At 62.7% G+C, this 15,457-nt stretch carries 19 protein-coding genes; 11 read left to right on the top strand and 8 right to left on the bottom strand.

Features of this window, described 5'->3' with window-relative positions; translation table 11 throughout:
- Positions 1-48 precede the first annotated feature (48 nt).
- The 3 genes from ACWTU9_RS04710 to ACWTU9_RS04700 all read right to left on the bottom strand — a co-directional run bounded on the left by ACWTU9_RS04710 (position 49) and on the right by ACWTU9_RS04700 (position 2,445).
- Positions 49-1,089 carry a sensor histidine kinase gene (locus ACWTU9_RS04710; protein ID WP_455857302.1) on the bottom strand — a complete coding sequence of 347 codons (1,041 nt, stop codon included), beginning with the start codon at positions 1,087-1,089 and terminating at the stop codon, positions 49-51.
- Between the two features lie 167 nt (positions 1,090-1,256).
- Entirely contained in the window at positions 1,257-1,424 is a 168-nt protein-coding gene (locus tag ACWTU9_RS04705; protein WP_023670098.1) for a DUF1328 domain-containing protein, read from the bottom strand.
- Between the two features lie 226 nt (positions 1,425-1,650).
- A complete protein-coding gene (locus tag ACWTU9_RS04700; RefSeq protein ID WP_455857301.1) occupies positions 1,651-2,445 on the bottom strand; it encodes a response regulator in 795 nt (264 codons plus the stop codon).
- A gap of 215 nt (positions 2,446-2,660) precedes the next feature.
- On the opposite strand from ACWTU9_RS04700, the gene ACWTU9_RS04695 reads away from it, so the two are divergent.
- Complete coding sequence (locus ACWTU9_RS04695; protein WP_454573133.1) at positions 2,661-2,864, top strand: NepR family anti-sigma factor; 204 nt, start codon at positions 2,661-2,663, stop codon at positions 2,862-2,864.
- 3 nt (positions 2,865-2,867) lie between these two features.
- On the top strand, positions 2,868-3,419 hold the full coding sequence (locus ACWTU9_RS04690; protein WP_023670095.1) for a sigma-70 family RNA polymerase sigma factor: 552 nt from the start codon (positions 2,868-2,870) through the stop codon (positions 3,417-3,419).
- A gap of 110 nt (positions 3,420-3,529) precedes the next feature.
- On the opposite strand, the gene ACWTU9_RS04685 is transcribed toward ACWTU9_RS04690, so the two are convergent.
- Positions 3,530-3,847: a response regulator gene (locus ACWTU9_RS04685; RefSeq protein ID WP_454573502.1), complete on the bottom strand. Its 318-nt coding sequence runs from the start codon at positions 3,845-3,847 to the stop codon at positions 3,530-3,532.
- Between the two features lie 348 nt (positions 3,848-4,195).
- On the opposite strand from ACWTU9_RS04685, the gene ACWTU9_RS04680 reads away from it, so the two are divergent.
- The 3 genes from ACWTU9_RS04680 (at position 4,196) to ACWTU9_RS04670 (ending at position 5,903) form a co-directional block, all read left to right on the top strand.
- Positions 4,196-4,957 (top strand): Crp/Fnr family transcriptional regulator, encoded by a 762-nt coding sequence (locus tag ACWTU9_RS04680; protein ID WP_454586291.1) that lies wholly within the window; start codon positions 4,196-4,198, stop codon positions 4,955-4,957.
- 142 nt (positions 4,958-5,099) lie between these two features.
- Positions 5,100-5,426: a DUF883 family protein gene (locus ACWTU9_RS04675; protein WP_454586290.1), complete on the top strand. Its 327-nt coding sequence runs from the start codon at positions 5,100-5,102 to the stop codon at positions 5,424-5,426.
- A gap of 12 nt (positions 5,427-5,438) precedes the next feature.
- A complete protein-coding gene (locus ACWTU9_RS04670) occupies positions 5,439-5,903 on the top strand; it encodes a hypothetical protein (RefSeq protein WP_455857300.1) in 465 nt (154 codons plus the stop codon).
- Between the two features lie 78 nt (positions 5,904-5,981).
- Here the strand turns inward: ACWTU9_RS04670 and ACWTU9_RS04665 are convergent, their stop codons facing one another.
- Positions 5,982-7,508 (bottom strand): sensor histidine kinase, encoded by a 1,527-nt coding sequence (locus ACWTU9_RS04665; protein WP_455857299.1) that lies wholly within the window; start codon positions 7,506-7,508, stop codon positions 5,982-5,984.
- A gap of 157 nt (positions 7,509-7,665) precedes the next feature.
- On the opposite strand from ACWTU9_RS04665, the gene ACWTU9_RS04660 reads away from it, so the two are divergent.
- On the top strand, positions 7,666-7,842 hold the full coding sequence (locus ACWTU9_RS04660; protein WP_455857298.1) for a hypothetical protein: 177 nt from the start codon (positions 7,666-7,668) through the stop codon (positions 7,840-7,842).
- A gap of 26 nt (positions 7,843-7,868) precedes the next feature.
- On the opposite strand, the gene ACWTU9_RS04655 is transcribed toward ACWTU9_RS04660, so the two are convergent.
- Positions 7,869-8,789 carry a diacylglycerol/lipid kinase family protein gene (locus tag ACWTU9_RS04655; protein ID WP_455857297.1) on the bottom strand — a complete coding sequence of 307 codons (921 nt, stop codon included), beginning with the start codon at positions 8,787-8,789 and terminating at the stop codon, positions 7,869-7,871.
- A gap of 222 nt (positions 8,790-9,011) precedes the next feature.
- Here ACWTU9_RS04655 and ACWTU9_RS04650 point away from each other — a divergent pair, with 222 nt between their 5' ends.
- The gene (locus ACWTU9_RS04650) at positions 9,012-10,337 is read left to right on the top strand and encodes a PRC-barrel domain-containing protein (RefSeq protein WP_455857296.1); all 1,326 of its coding nucleotides are present in this window, start codon (positions 9,012-9,014) and stop codon (positions 10,335-10,337) included.
- 49 nt (positions 10,338-10,386) lie between these two features.
- Here ACWTU9_RS04650 and ACWTU9_RS04645 read toward each other — a convergent pair whose 3' ends face one another.
- Complete coding sequence (locus ACWTU9_RS04645; RefSeq protein ID WP_455857295.1) at positions 10,387-11,946, bottom strand: alkaline phosphatase family protein; 1,560 nt, start codon at positions 11,944-11,946, stop codon at positions 10,387-10,389.
- A 220-nt stretch (positions 11,947-12,166) separates the two neighbouring features.
- Here ACWTU9_RS04645 and ACWTU9_RS04640 point away from each other — a divergent pair, with 220 nt between their 5' ends.
- The 4 genes from ACWTU9_RS04640 to ACWTU9_RS04625 all read left to right on the top strand — a co-directional run bounded on the left by ACWTU9_RS04640 (position 12,167) and on the right by ACWTU9_RS04625 (position 15,204).
- A complete protein-coding gene (locus ACWTU9_RS04640) occupies positions 12,167-13,099 on the top strand; it encodes a ring-cleaving dioxygenase (RefSeq protein ID WP_455857294.1) in 933 nt (310 codons plus the stop codon).
- 5 nt (positions 13,100-13,104) lie between these two features.
- On the top strand, positions 13,105-13,737 hold the full coding sequence (locus ACWTU9_RS04635; protein ID WP_455857293.1) for an alpha/beta hydrolase: 633 nt from the start codon (positions 13,105-13,107) through the stop codon (positions 13,735-13,737).
- Positions 13,730-14,029 (top strand): GNAT family N-acetyltransferase, encoded by a 300-nt coding sequence (locus ACWTU9_RS04630; RefSeq protein WP_455857292.1) that lies wholly within the window; start codon positions 13,730-13,732, stop codon positions 14,027-14,029. The genes ACWTU9_RS04635 and ACWTU9_RS04630 overlap by 8 nt, the downstream gene beginning before the upstream one ends.
- 116 nt (positions 14,030-14,145) lie before the next feature.
- Positions 14,146-15,204: a dipeptidase gene (locus tag ACWTU9_RS04625; protein ID WP_455857291.1), complete on the top strand. Its 1,059-nt coding sequence runs from the start codon at positions 14,146-14,148 to the stop codon at positions 15,202-15,204.
- Between the two features lie 3 nt (positions 15,205-15,207).
- Here ACWTU9_RS04625 and ACWTU9_RS04620 read toward each other — a convergent pair whose 3' ends face one another.
- Complete coding sequence (locus ACWTU9_RS04620; protein ID WP_455857290.1) at positions 15,208-15,456, bottom strand: hypothetical protein; 249 nt, start codon at positions 15,454-15,456, stop codon at positions 15,208-15,210.
- Position 15,457: the final 1 nt, after the last annotated feature.

Genomic DNA, 15,457 nt, shown 5'->3' with positions numbered 1-15,457 from the left:
CCCGGAAAACCGCCCACAGTTTCCTGGAATTGCTTCAAGTCCGGCCGGTCACTCGGTTTCGAAATTGCCGTGCGGTACGACAAGTCGGTACTCGAGACGGTCGCCGGTGATCTCCAGTGTCGCCGTGCCGTTCAGCGATGCCGGCACGACACGTTCTAGGGCAACGCTGCCGAAGCGTTTCTCAGTGCGCCTGTTATCATTGGCGACAATGGCCTCGACCCAAGTCAGCGACAAAGCCGGCTTGTCAGCAGCCTCAGTAACGCCGGACAGATTTGCGGTTACCTCGACAAAGCCATCCCGCCGCGCGAGGGCGCCGTAACTGAATGAATTGACGGCGAGTTCGTGCATGGCCAGGCCGATATGAAGCGCAGCGTTGGGATTGAGATATGGATTGACGCCATTGAAGCGCAGGCTCTGTGCGGGATCGGCGCCGTAGCGCACGACCTGGCCACGGACAAGCTCGCGTAGTGCAGCACCCCGCCAATTCGACGACGTCACCAGATCCTGGGAGGAGGCCAGTGACTGCAGCCGGCCGCGAAAGCGCGTCAGGAAATCGTCCGATGTCTCGGAATATCGGCCAGTCTGGGTGGCAATGCTCTGGATGATGGCCAACAGGTTTTTCGAGCGGTGGCTCACCTCGCGCAACAGCGTCGTCAATGTCTGTTCGCGGCGTTTCTGCTCGGTTGTCTCCACCATTGTGGTGACAACGCCCTGAGCATCGCCGCCATCGCCGTGATCGGCATCGATCCACACCTGGAACCAGCGGAGGCCTTCGGCAGTGGGAACGCTGAGCTCGAGACGTTCGGGACTGCCGGACGCGATGACATGGCGTCTGGCGGCATCGATGTCCTCGGCCTGCGCCGGCGGCAGTATGCCGTTGCTGTCCGCAGTGTCGGAAGTCCATGGCTCACGCATGTTGCGCGCCCATACGGTCTTCATCTCGCGGTCCTGGTAGAGAACGGAAATGCCGGCATTGTGCAGCGCGTGGAGCAAGGCGCGACCGAGCTGCATGCCGCTTTCAGCGGGATGCAGGGCGATGACTTCGTCACTCCGCCCGCTTTCGCCTGTCTCGCCGCTTTTGGAACGCATCAGTCACCTGTCCAACCGCCCAAGCTGAACGGCTCACTCTGAAATCAGTTCCTGAAATAAGCCCCTAAAACAGGTCCGCCGGACGGCGTCCCGTTAAAGGACACCGCCCGGCGGTGGCTGGAAACCGTTTGAGGGGTGCGGCTTCCAGTGTTGGCTCGCTACGGGTCTTACGACGCCCTTCTGAACAGGCCGGCCAGAAGCGAGATGACGAGGAAGGCGAGAAAGATGAAGAACAGGATTTGCGCGATGCCGGCGGAGGTGCCGGCGATGCCGCCGAAACCAAGCGCGCCGGCGATGATCGCCACGACCAGAAATACGAGCGCCCAGTAAAGCATGATCTGTCTCCTTCCGATGCTGGGATAAGAACGTAGGTGGTTGGTGTTTGTTCCACCCTTTGCCGAAAAAGACAGCCTTTGGAAGGGGCCCCGGACGCGAATTGATTCAGGCAAGGGAGCGCGACCATGCAAGCGCGGCATGGGCAACGACAACTAGCGATCGCCGGGTGGACGATCGCTAGTGCTTGGCAACGCCGCGGGATGCGGCGAAGCGTTGGACATTATATCAGGCGGCGGCCTTGGCCTGCCGGTCGAAGAACAGCGCCTGGCTGATCAGCGCCTTGACCATGTCCGGGTTGAACGGCTTGGTGACGAGGAAAGCGGGTTCGGGCCGCTCGCCGGTAAGCAGGCGCTCGGGGAAGGCGGTGATGAAGATCACAGGCACCGAGGTTGACGACAGGATCTCATTGACCGCATCGATGCCCGAACTGCCGTCGGCAAGCTGGATGTCGGCCAGCACCATCTTAGGCCTTGTCTTGCCGAACATCGCCACCGCCTCGGCATGGGTGCGGGCGGTGCCGACGACACGGTGGCCGAGGCTCTCGACCATTTCTTCGATGTCCATGGCGATCAGTGGCTCGTCTTCGATGATGAGCACGTCGGTCGCCACCTGGCGGGAAATCTCGTTGCTCGCCTGGGCAAGCAGTTCGGAGAATTCCGAGGCGTCGACATCGAGAATTTCAGCCGCCTCGTCCTCGCTGAAGCCTTCGACCGCGACCAGCAGGAAGGCCTGGCGTGGCCGTGGCGCAATGGCGTTGAGATTGGCGGCGGCCCGCTGCTCCCATGCCGATTGCGCCTGTTCCTGCGGAACGCGGATGGCAATGGAGGTGAACAGCTTGGCGAAAACCTTGTAGATCGCGATGCGGTCGTTCGACGCTTCGGGGAAGATGTCGACGTCGGCGATGATGGCTTCGAGCATCGCGGCGACCAGCGCATCACCACTCTCCTGCGATCCCGAAACGGCGCGCGAAAAGCGGCGCAGGAACGGCAGGTGCGGAGCAATGGTTGCGGAAAGGCTCATAATAGACGTCTCCCTCAGATGACGTGATTGCATAGATTCAAGGTCAAGCTGATTGCAAGCCCCGGCAAACAAACGCGGATTTTGCAAAAAAGTTCCGAGGGTTGTGGAACGAATCTCCAGGGACCACGTTTGTAGGGCGATGGGCAACCAGACGAGGGGGGCCGCTTTGCGTTGTGTAATAGGGCGGCTTGGGGCGCTGGATTTTAAGGGGCGAAATGAAGGATATGGATAAAGCAACACTGGCTGGCGCCGCTGACAGGCGCCGGGCCAATTCCGGTGACCCGCTTGGGGCGAATTCGGAAATCGGTCGCAAACTCAAACAATATTATGACGAGCTGGTCTCCGACAATGTGCCGGATCGCTTCGCCCAGTTGCTCAGCCAACTGGAACAGGCCGAACCCGCACAGAAGAAGGACTGAGGCATGGCAGCTGTCTCACAAGGGTTCAAGACCGACTTGCTCGGCTCGATCCCGAGCCTGAGGGCCTTTGCCGTGTCGCTGACGCAGAATGCCGACAAGGCCGACGATCTGGTGCAGGAGACGCTGGTCAAGGCCTGGGACAAGCATGAGAGCTTCCAGCCCGGCACCAATCTCAAGGCATGGCTGTTCACCATCCTGCGCAATGAGTTCTATTCGCAGATGCGCAAGCGCGGCCGCGAGGTGCAGGACAGCGACGGCATCATGACTGCCAGGCTCGCCGTTCATCCGGCCCAGCATGGCCAGCTCGACCTCAAGGATTTTCGCGGTGCGCTCGAGCAATTGCCCGAGGACCAGCGCGAAGCCATCATCCTGATCGGCGCTTCCGGCTTTTCCTATGAGGAGGCCGCCGAGATCTGCGGCTGCGCGGTCGGAACGATCAAGAGCCGGGTCAGCCGGGCCCGCACGCGGTTGCAGGAGATCCTGAAAATCTCAGGCGAAGACGAATACGGGCCGGATGCCATCTCGTCCCAGGTCACAGGCTCAAACGCCGCCTGACAGTGGACCCCGTTTGCGGGGTCGGCTCGATCTCTTTGTTTTTGCGCAATTCCCAAGGGGAAAACCACACGGTTTTCCTGGAGTTGCTCTAAGTGCCGATCGAAGGCACTTCAGACTGGCGCGCGGCCGCAGGCCACCGCCAGCGCCTCGACGAGATCGTCGCCCGAATATGGCTTGGTCACCAGCCGGACGCCGGGGAAAGACGCCTTGATCTCGTCGGCATCCGAATAGCCGGAGGCAAAGACGAAGGGCATGCCCGCCTGGCGCAGTTGCGCGGCGAAGTCTAGCGTCGACGTTCCACTCAGCATCAGGTCGACGATAACGCCGTCGAACTTGTCGGCGACCGACTGCTCGTCGATCTCTGCCAGGTCGCGGGCGATCACCACGTCGCCGGCGCCATGGTCGCGGCAAAGCTGTTCGACATCCATGGCGATCAGGAATTCATCCTCCAGGACAAGAATTCGCAATCCCTCAAGCAATGGGGGCACCTGGCAATCTCTCCTCAATTCTTGCGGCATCGGGTTCAGTGACTCCAGTCAACCGCATCGCGGACCGTGGGGGATCGGCCAGGGCCTTAATCCGAAAAATTCGCTCACCGGGTCTGCTCCAACGCCAGGCGAGCTTCGAATTCGCCTCACTGGAGTGCAGAGAGTCATGATCGCTATTTGCCATCCTGTCATTTAAAAAAGACATGCCCCATCGCCGTGGCGGAACCGCGGCCCTTGCAAAGGCGTTGCAGTCAGTCTCTGGCAAAGAGGCGTTCGAAGAGGGTCGAAATGTCTGGCCAGAACGGTCGTTCCTTTTCCAGTCGCCAATATCCGTGCGAGAAGTGCCCGCTCCGGCCGTTGCAGGTGTTCCGGGACTTCGAGAAGCAGGAGCTTGCCTTCGTCAGCAGGTTCAAGAAGGGCGAACTTGCCGTCGACAAAGGTGCGACCGTCCTCGTCGAAGGCAGCCACAGCGCTCATCTCTACACGGTGCTGTCGGGCTGGGCTTTCCGTTACAAATTGCTGTCGGACGGCCGCCGCCAGATTCTGAACTATTCGATGCCCGGCGATCTCATCGGCCTGCAGGGCAGCCTGCTTGGTGAGATGCAGCACTCGATCGAGGCGCTGTCGCCAATGCTGTTATGCGTCTTCGAGCGCGAAAACCTGCACGAGCTCTACCGCAACCATCCGGGCCTTGCCTACGACATCACCTGGATGGCATCGCGCGAGGAGCGCATGCTGGACGAGAATTTGCTCAGCATCGGCAGGCGCACGGCGCTCGAGCGCACCGCCTATCTCATCGCTTTCATCGCCAGCCGCGCGGCTGTAGTTGGCCTCAACGGCAAGGCGCCGGTGCGGATCCCGATCACGCAGCAGCACATCGCCGATACGCTCGGCCTGTCTCTGGTCCACACCAACAAGACGATCCGCAAGCTGATCGACCGCAAGCTGATCGCCTGGCGCGACGGCGGTTGCGAAGTGATCGACAGGGACGCGCTGAAGGACCTCGCACGCTGGGAGGGCTTGAGCGAGGCCCGCCGGCCACTGATCTGATGCCGCAGATCCAGCAGGGAAACCAGTCCAGCCGGGGCTGGACTCGCACTGGCAAACACCCTTTCATGGATATGGTCTCCGGTTTCGGAACCTTGACGTGTGTGGGGCGTTTGAAACCAAGCAAACGCAAGGAGTTATGGGAATGGTAACTGCCGCAGGAAGAACCGCTGGCGAAAGCCAGACGAATGCCGACCTCGAAGCCGATATCAGGCAGTTGAAGGCCGATATCGAAAAGCTGACCAAGCAATTGGCCAAGACCGGCGAACATGGTTACGGGACAGCCCGGCGCGCTGCCGCCGAAGGCGTCGAACAGTTGCGCGCCCAGGGCGAAGCCGCCTTCGACAGCCTGCGCGGCAACGCCAAGGATCTCGAAGCCCAGATCACCGCCAATGTGCGCGAAAAGCCGGTGACCTCGCTGGCCATCGCAGCCGGCGTCGGCTTTCTGTTCGCGCTTCTCGCCCGGCGCTAGTTTTCGCTAGAGATGGGGACGCTGGCATCGCTGATTTCGGCTTTGGCCTCGGGTGAAGCCATTGCCGCCATGCGCCGCGCGCGCACGGCGGCAATCGTCTATGGGCTCGCCGCGGTTGCGGTTCTGTGCGGTCTCGGTTTTCTACTGGGGGCGGCCTATATCTGGGCCGCCGACCGCTTTGGACCTATGGCGGCATGCCTGGGCTTCGCTACAGGGTTCCTGGTGCTCGCCGGGCTCATCCTGCTCATCCATCAACTGGCGGCCGGCAGGCGCGCCCGCCGCCGCGCCCGGCGGCGCAACGCCGACCTCAAGGCACTCGGCATCACGGCGGCCCTTGCCGTGCTGCCGGCTTTGCTCAAGGGAAAAGGCGGCAAGGGCCTCATTCTCGGCCCGATGATCGCGCTCGCCGCCTATGCCATCTACCGCGAGAACGTCAAACCGGACCGGGACGACGATCCGAGCGACGAGGCCAGCTAGAGTCTTGCTTTTACGCGATTCCCTGAGAGCGCTACGCGCTTTTCCCGGGAAAACGTTCACACTTTTCGTGGAAATCGCTCAGGCTGGCAGGTCTTCCAGCGGCAACGATATTTCGGCGTACACACCTTCGCTGCGGAATTCGTGGACCACCTCGCTGGATAAAACCTTGGCGAGGCTGCGGCGGATCAGGATCGAGCCGAATCCCTGGCGTTCCGGGGGCTGGACCTGGGGCCCGCCGCTTTCGCGCCAGGTCAGCACGAGGCGGCGTGCACCTTTCTTGCCCTGCGCTTTCCAGTCGACGTCGACCTTTCCCGAGTCCACTGACAGCGATCCGTATTGCAGCGCGTTGCTGGCCAGTTCGTGCATGATCAGGCCGAGGCCCACCGCCTGGTCGGGCGAAAGCAGCAGATCCGGGCCGGAAATCGCGATACGCGGCTGTTCGGCCGAATCGAACGGCTTGACCTCAATCTGCATCAGTTCGCGGATGCCGATGCCGCGCCATTCGCGGTCGGACAAGAGATTGTGGGCAGCCCCAAGCGCCTGCAGCCTGGCGCCGAAGGCTTCGAGGAATTCGCTTGGGCGGCGGGCGTGGCGAACGGTCTGCGTCGCCAGCGCCTGCACCGTCGCCAACGTGTTCTTGACCCGGTGGTTCAGCTCGCGCAGCAACAACCTTTGCCGCTCCTCACCGAGCTTGCGTTCCGATATGTCGTAGTTGACGCCAAAGATCAGCGTCGGCTTGCCCTCGTCGTCGCGCTCGATGACGCGGCCGCGCGTGGCTATCCAGCGCGGCGGATCGAAGCCCTTGACCCGGTATTCGCCGAAATAGTCGTCGCTGCCGGTCAAGGCGTCGCGAAAGCGCGTCTCGGTCTGGTAGACGTCGCGCGGGTCGATGGCGCCCAATATGTCGCGCGCCCGCAACCGGTTCGAGCGCGGCAGATTGAACAGTTCCGACAGGCGCACATCGCATTCGATCATGTCGGTGCGGATATCCCAGGCCCAGCTGGCGAGCGAGGCGGCATCGAGCGCAATGGCGCGGCGCTTTTCCTCCTGTGCCAAAGCTGCGGCGGCAATGGCGCCGCTACGGGTAGCGTCTTTGAGCGTAAACAGGCTGGCGGCGAGGCCGGCCAGCGCCTTTAGCTGATCGAGTGCGGGGGTGGAGGGAAAATCGTGCGGCTTTCGGTCGAGCACGCATACGGTACCGATGCGAGCACCGGCCACCACCATGGGCGCGCCGACATAAAAGCGCAGATGATGCTCGCCGGTCACGAGCGGATTGGCGGCGAAGCGTGGATCGATGCTGGCATCGGTTACCACCATAGGCTCGTCCCCGGCGGCAACGGCGTGGGCGCAGAACGAGATGTCGGTGGCGGTCTCGGTCTCGTCCAGACCAATACAGGATTTGAACCATTGTCGTTCGGTATCGAGCAACGTGACCAGGGCGATTGGCGCCTGCATCACGGCGCCGGCAAGCCCGCTGATGCGATCGAAGTCGGGGTCGGAAGCCGTGTCGATCGCGTCAAGCCCGTGCAGCACGGCAAGCCGTTCCGGCGCCGCCACGGCGCCGCGGACCTCGACCGGCAGATCCCTCTCCACCTTCTTATCCACCAAGCCCCCTCGCTTGCAGGTCCCGTCCGCAGTGCTGCGCGTCGTGCGCAGCGGTTGGGACCCGGAACTTTTGTAGCACGCAATCGTTACCCGACCATGTTTCGGCAGCCATGGTTTTGTCCACCACGCTTGCAGTCGCCCCCCGGGAACGCCGCCAATGACCAAGATCATCCCTGAGAACAAGGCCCGTCAGGGGCTGCGCATCCTGATCGCCGCGCTGCTCCTGGCCTTCATCACTTGGGGTATCGCCGAGATTTACGGCGAAAAGATCGACAACAGCGCTCCCGCCACCCAGAGTGCGCCCGCCAGTCAGGACCAGCCGGCCGGCGGCTAGAGCGCTCGTCGTCTTCGGCGATCGCATCAGGCGGCCTTTGCCTGCGCAGCGCGCGCCGGCACCAGAACGTTCAACGCGCCGGGGTGAATCTGCACAGCTGTTTCGCGCTCCAGCTTAACCAGTTCGCCGTCGATGACGGCACCGAACTTCTTGCTTCCGGTGTGGATTTTCACGACGGCCTTGTCGGCCTGATGGATCTCGACATGATCACTGTCGCGCCATCTGCCGCGCGCTATGTCGAAGAGGGCCCTGGCCAGTTCGCCGCGCTGCCGCGCCACGGTGACATAGATGCCGAGCACGCCTCCGGCAGGGTTATCGGCATAGGGCAGGTGACCCTCGCCGAACAGATTGTTTGAGATGCCGATGCCACTGATGCGGGTCACGATCTCCGCGTCGCCGACCGCCAATGTCACCTTCAGGGCGGGCGGATTGTTGATCGTCCTCCAGGCGGCCTTTGCCGAAGCACGGATCTTTCCCAGGCGCGAGGCGAACTCCATGGTGTCGCGCAGCCTTACCATCCTGGCGTGCAGGCCGATCGAGAACTGATGCACGAAGGGTCGGCGGTTGGCGCTGGCGATGTCGACCGCGATGACCTCGCCGTCGGCAAAGGAAGTCAGGGCCCCTTCAAGGGTCTGCGGAATGCCGAGGCCGCGAGCGAACAGGTTCATGGTCCCTGCAGGCAGGACAGCCAAGGCTTTCTTGCTGTTCATCAGCCGCGCCGCGGCGGCCGAAATGGTGCCGTCGCCACCACCGGCCAGCACCACCTCGATGCCGCGCCGCGAGGCGACCTTGTCGAGCGCCGCGACAATATCCTTGCCTTCGACGATGTCGATATCGATGGTGTGGCCAGCAGCCTCAAGCGTCTGGCGCATCCTGTCCGAAAACGCGGAAACATCGGTCGTCCGCAAGGTGCCGCCGTCCCGGTTCAGCACCGCTGCAAATCGCATGCCCCGCTCCGTATTGTTTAGCCAGCCACAGGCTGAAACGGGCAAGCCTTGCAAAGGTTCCATCAGCTGGCCGGGCTTGCTCGAGCTATCCCGATGCCCCGTTTTTTCGGAACAAGCGTCTTGTCACGACGTTGTGAACACATTGGAGGCGCCGCTTTCGGTCTCCCGACGACGGATTGCCGGTCGCGGCGCGTAAGAGATCACGCAAGAGGAGACTTAATCATGATCCGCACTCTGTTCGCGACAACCGCGCTTGCAACGGTGATCGCCACCGGTGCTTTCGCACAGTCAACGACGGCCCCGGCGACAACCCCCGCCCCGGCTGAAGCCCCCGCCACCATTGCTCCGGCTCCGCAGCGGGCCGACGGCGCCCTGATGACCAATATTATCGGTGAATCCGTCTATAACGGCACCGGCGAAGATGCCCAGAAGATCGGCGATGTCAGTGACGTCGTCTTCGATGGAAACGGCAAGGCCAAATCCGCCATCATCGGTGTCGGCGGCTTCCTCGGCATAGGCAGCAAGAACGTTGCTTTCGACTACGGCAAGCTGGAATGGGTCGAGAAGAACGGCGACCGCTGGCTGGTTGCCGAAACGACGAAGGAAGCGCTGACGGCGCTGCCGGACTTCGACCGCAAACCTTACGATCCGGCCCCAGCGCCTGTATCCACCGACAGCGCGCAAAATGAGCCGCAGAAACCCGTCGACCTCAATGCTGCGCCGTCAGAGCCGGTGGTGAAACGGGCCGACGGCAATCTCGCCACGAACATCATCGGCGAGACCGTCTACAACGGCACCGCTGACGACGCCGAAAAGATCGGTGACGTCAACGACATCGTGCTGACCAAGGACGGCATGGCGCAGTCCCTGGTGATCGGTGTCGGCGGCTTCCTCGGCATGGGCGAGAAGAACGTCACCTATGATTTCGCCAAGGCGCAGTGGGCCGAGAAGAATGGCGATCGCTGGCTGGTCGCCCAGACGACCAAGGAGGAATTGCAGGCGCAGCCAGACTTCGACCGCAAGGTCTATGATCCGGTGCCGGTGACAACCATGTCCGACGCGGGCACGCCCCCAGCCACCGCCCCAGCGGCCGCTCCGGCTGAGACAGCAGCTCCGGCGCCGATGGACAAGACAGCTGAAGCTCCGGCGGCCGAGTCGCCTGACGTGAAGGCCACCGACCCGACGCAGACGGCGGCGATCGACAAATCGACGCTGACCGAGATGCCGGTCGGTGAGATCAGGGGCGACGATCTGAAAGGCACGACAGTCTACGGCGCGAACGACGCCAAGGTCGGCGAAATCGGCGACGTCGTGCTGGCGCCTGACAGCAAGCCGGATGCCGTGATCATCGATGTCGGCGGCTTCCTCGGCATCGGCGCCAAGGAGGTCGCGGTCGGCATGGACAAGCTCAAATTCATGACCGACAAGGACGGCAAGAAGTATCTCTACACCAACTTCACCAAGGAGCAGCTTCAGGCGCAGGCCGCCTACGACAAGGGCAGCTATGCCGAGAAGCGGGATGAGCAGCGGATGATCCTCCGCGATTGACAACTGGGGAGGTATAAGAGAGCCCGCGCCAGCGATGGCGCGGGCTTTTTCATGCAGAAGAGTGACGGCCTGCGAAATATCCTGCCACGCCATCATCCGTCAGTTCCGCCAGTGCCACGGACTGGTCGAGATGTTCGGCGCGCCAGGCAAGAAGCCGTTCCGCGAATTCGACCCGTACGCTGAGATACTTCGGATCGGCGGCAACATTGGTCAGTTCGCCCGGATCCTTTTTCAGATCGAACAGCAGCGGCGGCAGGCCGCCGCCGAAATGCACGTATTTGAAATATTCCGTTCGGATGACGGCCAGATTGCACTGACGCGAGGCGATGCCGAAATGTCGTTCGGCTTCCCCTTCGGCAATCGAGCGGAAATCGAACTCCCAATGCGCCGCGTCACGCCAATCCTTGGGCGGTTCACTTTCCAGAAACGGTTTCAGCGAATGGCCGTCGAGATGCGACTGGGCGTCGGCATCCAGCAGATCGAGCAAGGTCGGGAAGATGTCGACGGCCTCAGTGAAGCGGTCGACGGTCGAGCCCGCCGCTTTGCCGCGCCGCGGGTCGCGGACGATCAGCGGGATGTGATAGCTGCCGTCGAAGAAGCCGCCCTTGCCGAGCATGAAATGGTCGCCCATCATCTCGGCGTGGTCCGATGTCAGCACAATGATCGTGTCGTCCCAGGCGCCAGCGGCCTTGAGCCCCTGCCAGATGCGTCCGAGCTGCGAGTCGACTTCCGAAATCATGCCGTAATAGATCGCGCGGATGGCGCGAAGATCGTCATCGCCCCAGTCGCACACCTTGCTGTCCATGCCGGGGCGGAAACTTCTCTGCTTCTGGCGGCCGAGGTCGTAAGCCAGATAGGGATGGCTTCCTGCTTCCGCCTGCGAGCTTTCCTGGCGGCGGAAGGCCGGACCGTCGGCAGGATCGTAAAGCGTGTTGTAGGGCTCCGGCACGATGAAGGGCGGATGCGGACTGATAAAAGACACATGCGCGAACCAGGACGCATCCTGCTCGTCCAGCCAGCGGATGAATTCGTTGCTGAGAAAGGCCGTCGGCGTCTCGTCTGTGGAGTAGACCGGCGGCGCGTTGGTCACGGCGTCGCCTGGTTTCTCGCCGACGGGGCGATGGATGCCGGGAGAGCCCGCGCTGGTGTCGACGCCGCGCGCCTTCAGCCATGACAGCCACGGCTTCTGATGCTCGGGCAGGAACTGGCGTACGCTGAAGCCCGGCAGCACGCCCTCATAGCTTTTCAGCCGCGGATCGTCCGGCGCCATCGTGCGCGGATCGGACGAGACGTCGGTGTAACCGAACAGAGTCGGATCATAGCCGAGGGCGCGAGCCGACAGCGCGATGTTGCCGTGGCGAGCGTCGAGCGGTGTGCCGTTGCGGCAGACGCGATTGTTCATTTGGTAGAGGCCGGTATAGAGGCAGGCGCGGGCTGGGGAGCAGGGCGCTGCGCCGCCGTAGTGTTGCCTGAAAAGGACGCCCTCGGCAGCCAGCGCATCGGCGTTCGGTGTCTTCACCACCGGATGGCCGGCAGCCGACAGGCAGTCGCCGCGCCACTGGTCGCAAGAGATCAGAAGGATGTTCGGTCGTCTGCTTTTCGCGGCCAATGTATGTATCCTGTCACGTCGGGAAGAGGTTCAATGAACCGAATCCTGACGGCGGCGCAAGTCTGTCGGGATCGCCGAAATGGTGAACGACAATTTTTCGGTGTTCACTTTTGGTGCACAGTCCATCTTGAGATTGCTGCCTTTGCCGTTGCCCGGTGTATCCTCATATAGGCGTGGACAGCGGCAAGGGGCCGCAAACACTCAGGGAAGGAGCAAGACAATGCTCGACCAGATCAAGGGCCTGCATCACGTGACGTCGATGGCCGGCGATGCGCGCCAGAACAATGATTTCTTCACGCACAAGCTCGGCCTGCGTCGGGTCAAGAAGACCGTCAACTTCGACGCGCCCGATGTCTACCACCTCTACTATGGCGATGAGTACGGCACGCCGGGCTCGGTGATGACCTATTTTCCGTTCCCGGACATTGCCAGGGGCCGCCACGGCGTTGGCGAGGTCGGCACTACGGCTTATTCCGTGCCGGCAGGCACACTCGACTATTGGGAAAAGCGCTTCGCGGATGAGGGCGTTAGCGGTCTCTCGCGCGAAGAAACATTCGGCGAGAAGCGACTGGCCTTCGCCGGTCCCGACGGCGATGGTTTTGCGCTCGTCGAGGACAAGGCCGACAGCCGTACGCCATGGTTGAAGGGCGGCGTTCCCGCCGACGAGGCGATCCGCGGCTTTCATTCGGTGTCGCTGCGCCTCAAGGATGGCGGCGCCACCGAGGAGCTGTTGAAGTTCATGGGCTACGAGCAGGTCGACAAATCCGGCAATGTCAGCCGGCTCGCCATCAAGAACGGCAATGGCGCCGATGTCGTCGACATCGAATCGCTGCCGACGGCTGGCTTCGCCAATCTCGGCGCCGGCTCGGTTCACCATGTCGCCTTCGCGGTGGAGAACCGCGCCAAGCAGCTCGAAGTGCGCAAGGCGCTGATCGATACGGGTTATGGCGTGACGCCGGTGATCGACCGCGACTACTTCTGGGCGATCTACTTCCGCACGCCGGGCGGCGTATTGTTCGAAGTCGCCACAAACGAGCCGGGCTTCGACCGCGACGAGGACACCGCCCATCTGGGCGAAGCGCTGAAGCTGCCGACGCAGCACCAGCATCTGCGGCCCTACCTGGAAGAACATCTGCAGAAGCTGGAAGGCTGACGACGATGAGCAAGGACGCTTACATCCACAAGACGCTGCCGGGTTCGCCCGGCGGCCCGCTGCTTTTCGTCTTCCACGGCACCGGGGCGGACGAGAACCAGCTCGTTTCGCTGGGACGCGACCTCGCGCCCCAGGCGACCATCGTGTCGCCGCGTGGCGATGTCTCCGAACATGGCGCGGCGCGTTTCTTCCGCCGCACCGCCGAGGGCGTCTACGACATGGAAGACCTCGGCCGGGCGACCGGCAAGATGGCCGGCTTCATCAAGGCGCAGGTCGAGGCGGCAAAGCCGTCTTCGGTATTCGGCCTCGGCTATTCCAACGGCGCCAACATCCTGGCCTCGGTGGTGTTTGCAGCGCCCGATCTGTTCGATGCGGCGGTGCTGATGCATCCGCTGATTCCGTTCGAACCTGAGGTGAAGGGCAGTCTCGCCGGCCGCCGCATGCTGGTCACCGCGGGCAGGCGCGACCCGATTTGCCCGCCCAATCTGACGGCGCGGCTGGAAGCTTATTTGCGCGTCGATGGCGCCGATGTCACAGTCGAATGGCACGATGGCGGCCACGAGGTGCGGCCGAGCGAGATCGAAGCGGCAAGGCGGCTGTTTGCCGATCTGCCGGTTGAAGGAGCAGATAATGCCTGACCAATTGCCTGAAATCGAACTCGAGGATCGCGGCTCGAAGGGCCGCTATTTCCTGCGTGGTCCTGATGGCTCCGAGGCGGAGATGACCTTCACCAAGATCGGCGAGCACCAGATCATCATCGACCACACCGAGGTGCCGGATGCTTTTCGAGGCCAGGGCGCCGGACTTCGGCTGGTTACCCGCGCCGTCGAGGACATGCGCGCGGCGGGCAAGAAGATCATCCCGCTCTGCCCCTTCGCCAACGCCCAGTTCCGCCGCCATCCGGAATGGGCCGATGTGCTGAAGCAATAAGCCAGGCAACGCAAACACGCGTCTGGCATTTGCTTGGCTCGGCCATCTTGCCTAGATAGAGGTATCGCCCGCAGGCTGGTTTTCAGCCTGCAGCTCCTCAATCGAATGGCTTCCTGATGACCGAATCCGATCTCGTCCCCGTCTTCGACGGCCACAACGACACGCTGCTGCGCCTTTACCAGTCGAAGGACACGGACGTCGAAAAGCTGTTCATCGAGGGGACGCAGGGCGGTCACATCGATCTGCCGCGGGCCAAGAAGGGCGGCTTCGCCGGCGGCATGTTCGCGATCTTCCCGCCGCCGGTCGAGAAGGCCAAGCGCTCGGCGGTACCGCCGGCGCCGAGCGACAACGAGCCGCTGCCGCCGGAACTGCCGCGCACTGACGCCCTGAACTCCACTATCGCCATGGCGTCCATCCTGTTCCGGCTGGAACGGGCGGGAGCGCTGACCGTCTGCCGCAGCGCTGGTGACATTCGCGAAGCGATGGCGAAAGACTCCATCGCGGCGGTGTTCCACATTGAAGGCGTCGAGGCGATCGATCCCGAGCTCACCTTGCTCGACGTGCTGTACGAAGCCGGTCTGCGCTCGCTCGGCATCGTCTGGAGCCGTCCCAACGCCTTTGGCCACGGCGTGCCGTTCCGCTTCCCGTCGTCGCCCGACACCGGGCCGGGGCTGACCGATGCCGGCAAGGCGCTGGTCAAGGCCTGCAATCAGTTGAAGATCATGATCGATCTGTCGCATCTCAACGAAAAGGGTTTTCGCGATGTCGCCGCGCTCAGCGATGCGCCGCTGGTCGCCACCCATTCCAACGCGCATGCGCTGTGCACCCATTCGCGCAATTTGACCGACTGGCAGCTCGGCGCCATTCGCGAGACCGGCGGCATGGTCGGGCTGAATTTTGCCACCGGCTTCCTGCGCGAGGACGGCAGGATGAATTCAGACACCAGCCTCGACATCATGGTGCGCCATGTCGATTCGCTGTTGCAGGCGCTGGGCGAGGACGGAGTCGGCCTCGGCTCGGATTTCGACGGCGCGATGATCCCGGCCGTCATCGGCGACGTTGCCGGCCTGCCGAAGTTGACCGATGCGCTGGCCGCACGCGGTTTCGGCCGCGCGCTGATCGATAAGATCGCTTATCGCAATTGGCTCAATGTACTGGAACGAACGATCGGGTGAGCCTTAGGCCCCCATGCGCTCTAGCCAGTCCTGGCCGGTGCCGCGATCCCTGATGATCGGCAGCGGGTTTTCCGAGTCCAGCCGCGCGCAGATGCGGTAGACCTCGAGCGTCTCGGCGCTCATCTCGCCGCGCCTGTAGAAAAACATGGCGGCGGCATAGCGGGTGCGGCCCGACCATTTTTCGCCGAGCGGTGTATTGACCAACTGCCACTGTTCGCCGGCTTCCGTCTCATCATCGGCTTCATCGGCCATG

The sequence above is a fragment of the Mesorhizobium sp. 128a genome (assembly GCF_053848025.1).
Note: the sequence above shows the minus strand (reverse complement) of the source record. Positions and strands in the feature narration are given on the sequence as shown.

Coding starts and splice junctions, on each gene's coding strand:
- ACWTU9_RS04685 (WP_454573502.1), bottom strand. CDS start 3,847: ATGGATGTCGAACAGCTTTGCCGCGACCATGGCGCCGGCGACGTGGTG.
- ACWTU9_RS04620 (WP_455857290.1), bottom strand. CDS start 15,456: ATGGCCGATGAAGCCGATGATGAGACGGAAGCCGGCGAACAGTGGCAG.
- ACWTU9_RS04705 (WP_023670098.1), bottom strand. CDS start 1,424: ATGCTTTACTGGGCGCTCGTATTTCTGGTCGTGGCGATCATCGCCGGC.
- ACWTU9_RS04635 (WP_455857293.1), top strand. CDS start 13,105: ATGAGCAAGGACGCTTACATCCACAAGACGCTGCCGGGTTCGCCCGGC.
- ACWTU9_RS04640 (WP_455857294.1), top strand. CDS start 12,167: ATGCTCGACCAGATCAAGGGCCTGCATCACGTGACGTCGATGGCCGGC.
- ACWTU9_RS04690 (WP_023670095.1), top strand. CDS start 2,868: ATGGCAGCTGTCTCACAAGGGTTCAAGACCGACTTGCTCGGCTCGATC.
- ACWTU9_RS04710 (WP_455857302.1), bottom strand. CDS start 1,089: ATGCGTTCCAAAAGCGGCGAGACAGGCGAAAGCGGGCGGAGTGACGAA.
- ACWTU9_RS04630 (WP_455857292.1), top strand. CDS start 13,730: ATGCCTGACCAATTGCCTGAAATCGAACTCGAGGATCGCGGCTCGAAG.
- ACWTU9_RS04655 (WP_455857297.1), bottom strand. CDS start 8,789: ATGCGATTTGCAGCGGTGCTGAACCGGGACGGCGGCACCTTGCGGACG.
- ACWTU9_RS04675 (WP_454586290.1), top strand. CDS start 5,100: ATGGTAACTGCCGCAGGAAGAACCGCTGGCGAAAGCCAGACGAATGCC.
- ACWTU9_RS04695 (WP_454573133.1), top strand. CDS start 2,661: ATGAAGGATATGGATAAAGCAACACTGGCTGGCGCCGCTGACAGGCGC.
- ACWTU9_RS04680 (WP_454586291.1), top strand. CDS start 4,196: ATGTCTGGCCAGAACGGTCGTTCCTTTTCCAGTCGCCAATATCCGTGC.
- ACWTU9_RS04670 (WP_455857300.1), top strand. CDS start 5,439: ATGGGGACGCTGGCATCGCTGATTTCGGCTTTGGCCTCGGGTGAAGCC.
- ACWTU9_RS04625 (WP_455857291.1), top strand. CDS start 14,146: ATGACCGAATCCGATCTCGTCCCCGTCTTCGACGGCCACAACGACACG.
- ACWTU9_RS04650 (WP_455857296.1), top strand. CDS start 9,012: ATGATCCGCACTCTGTTCGCGACAACCGCGCTTGCAACGGTGATCGCC.
- ACWTU9_RS04660 (WP_455857298.1), top strand. CDS start 7,666: ATGACCAAGATCATCCCTGAGAACAAGGCCCGTCAGGGGCTGCGCATC.
- ACWTU9_RS04700 (WP_455857301.1), bottom strand. CDS start 2,445: ATGAGCCTTTCCGCAACCATTGCTCCGCACCTGCCGTTCCTGCGCCGC.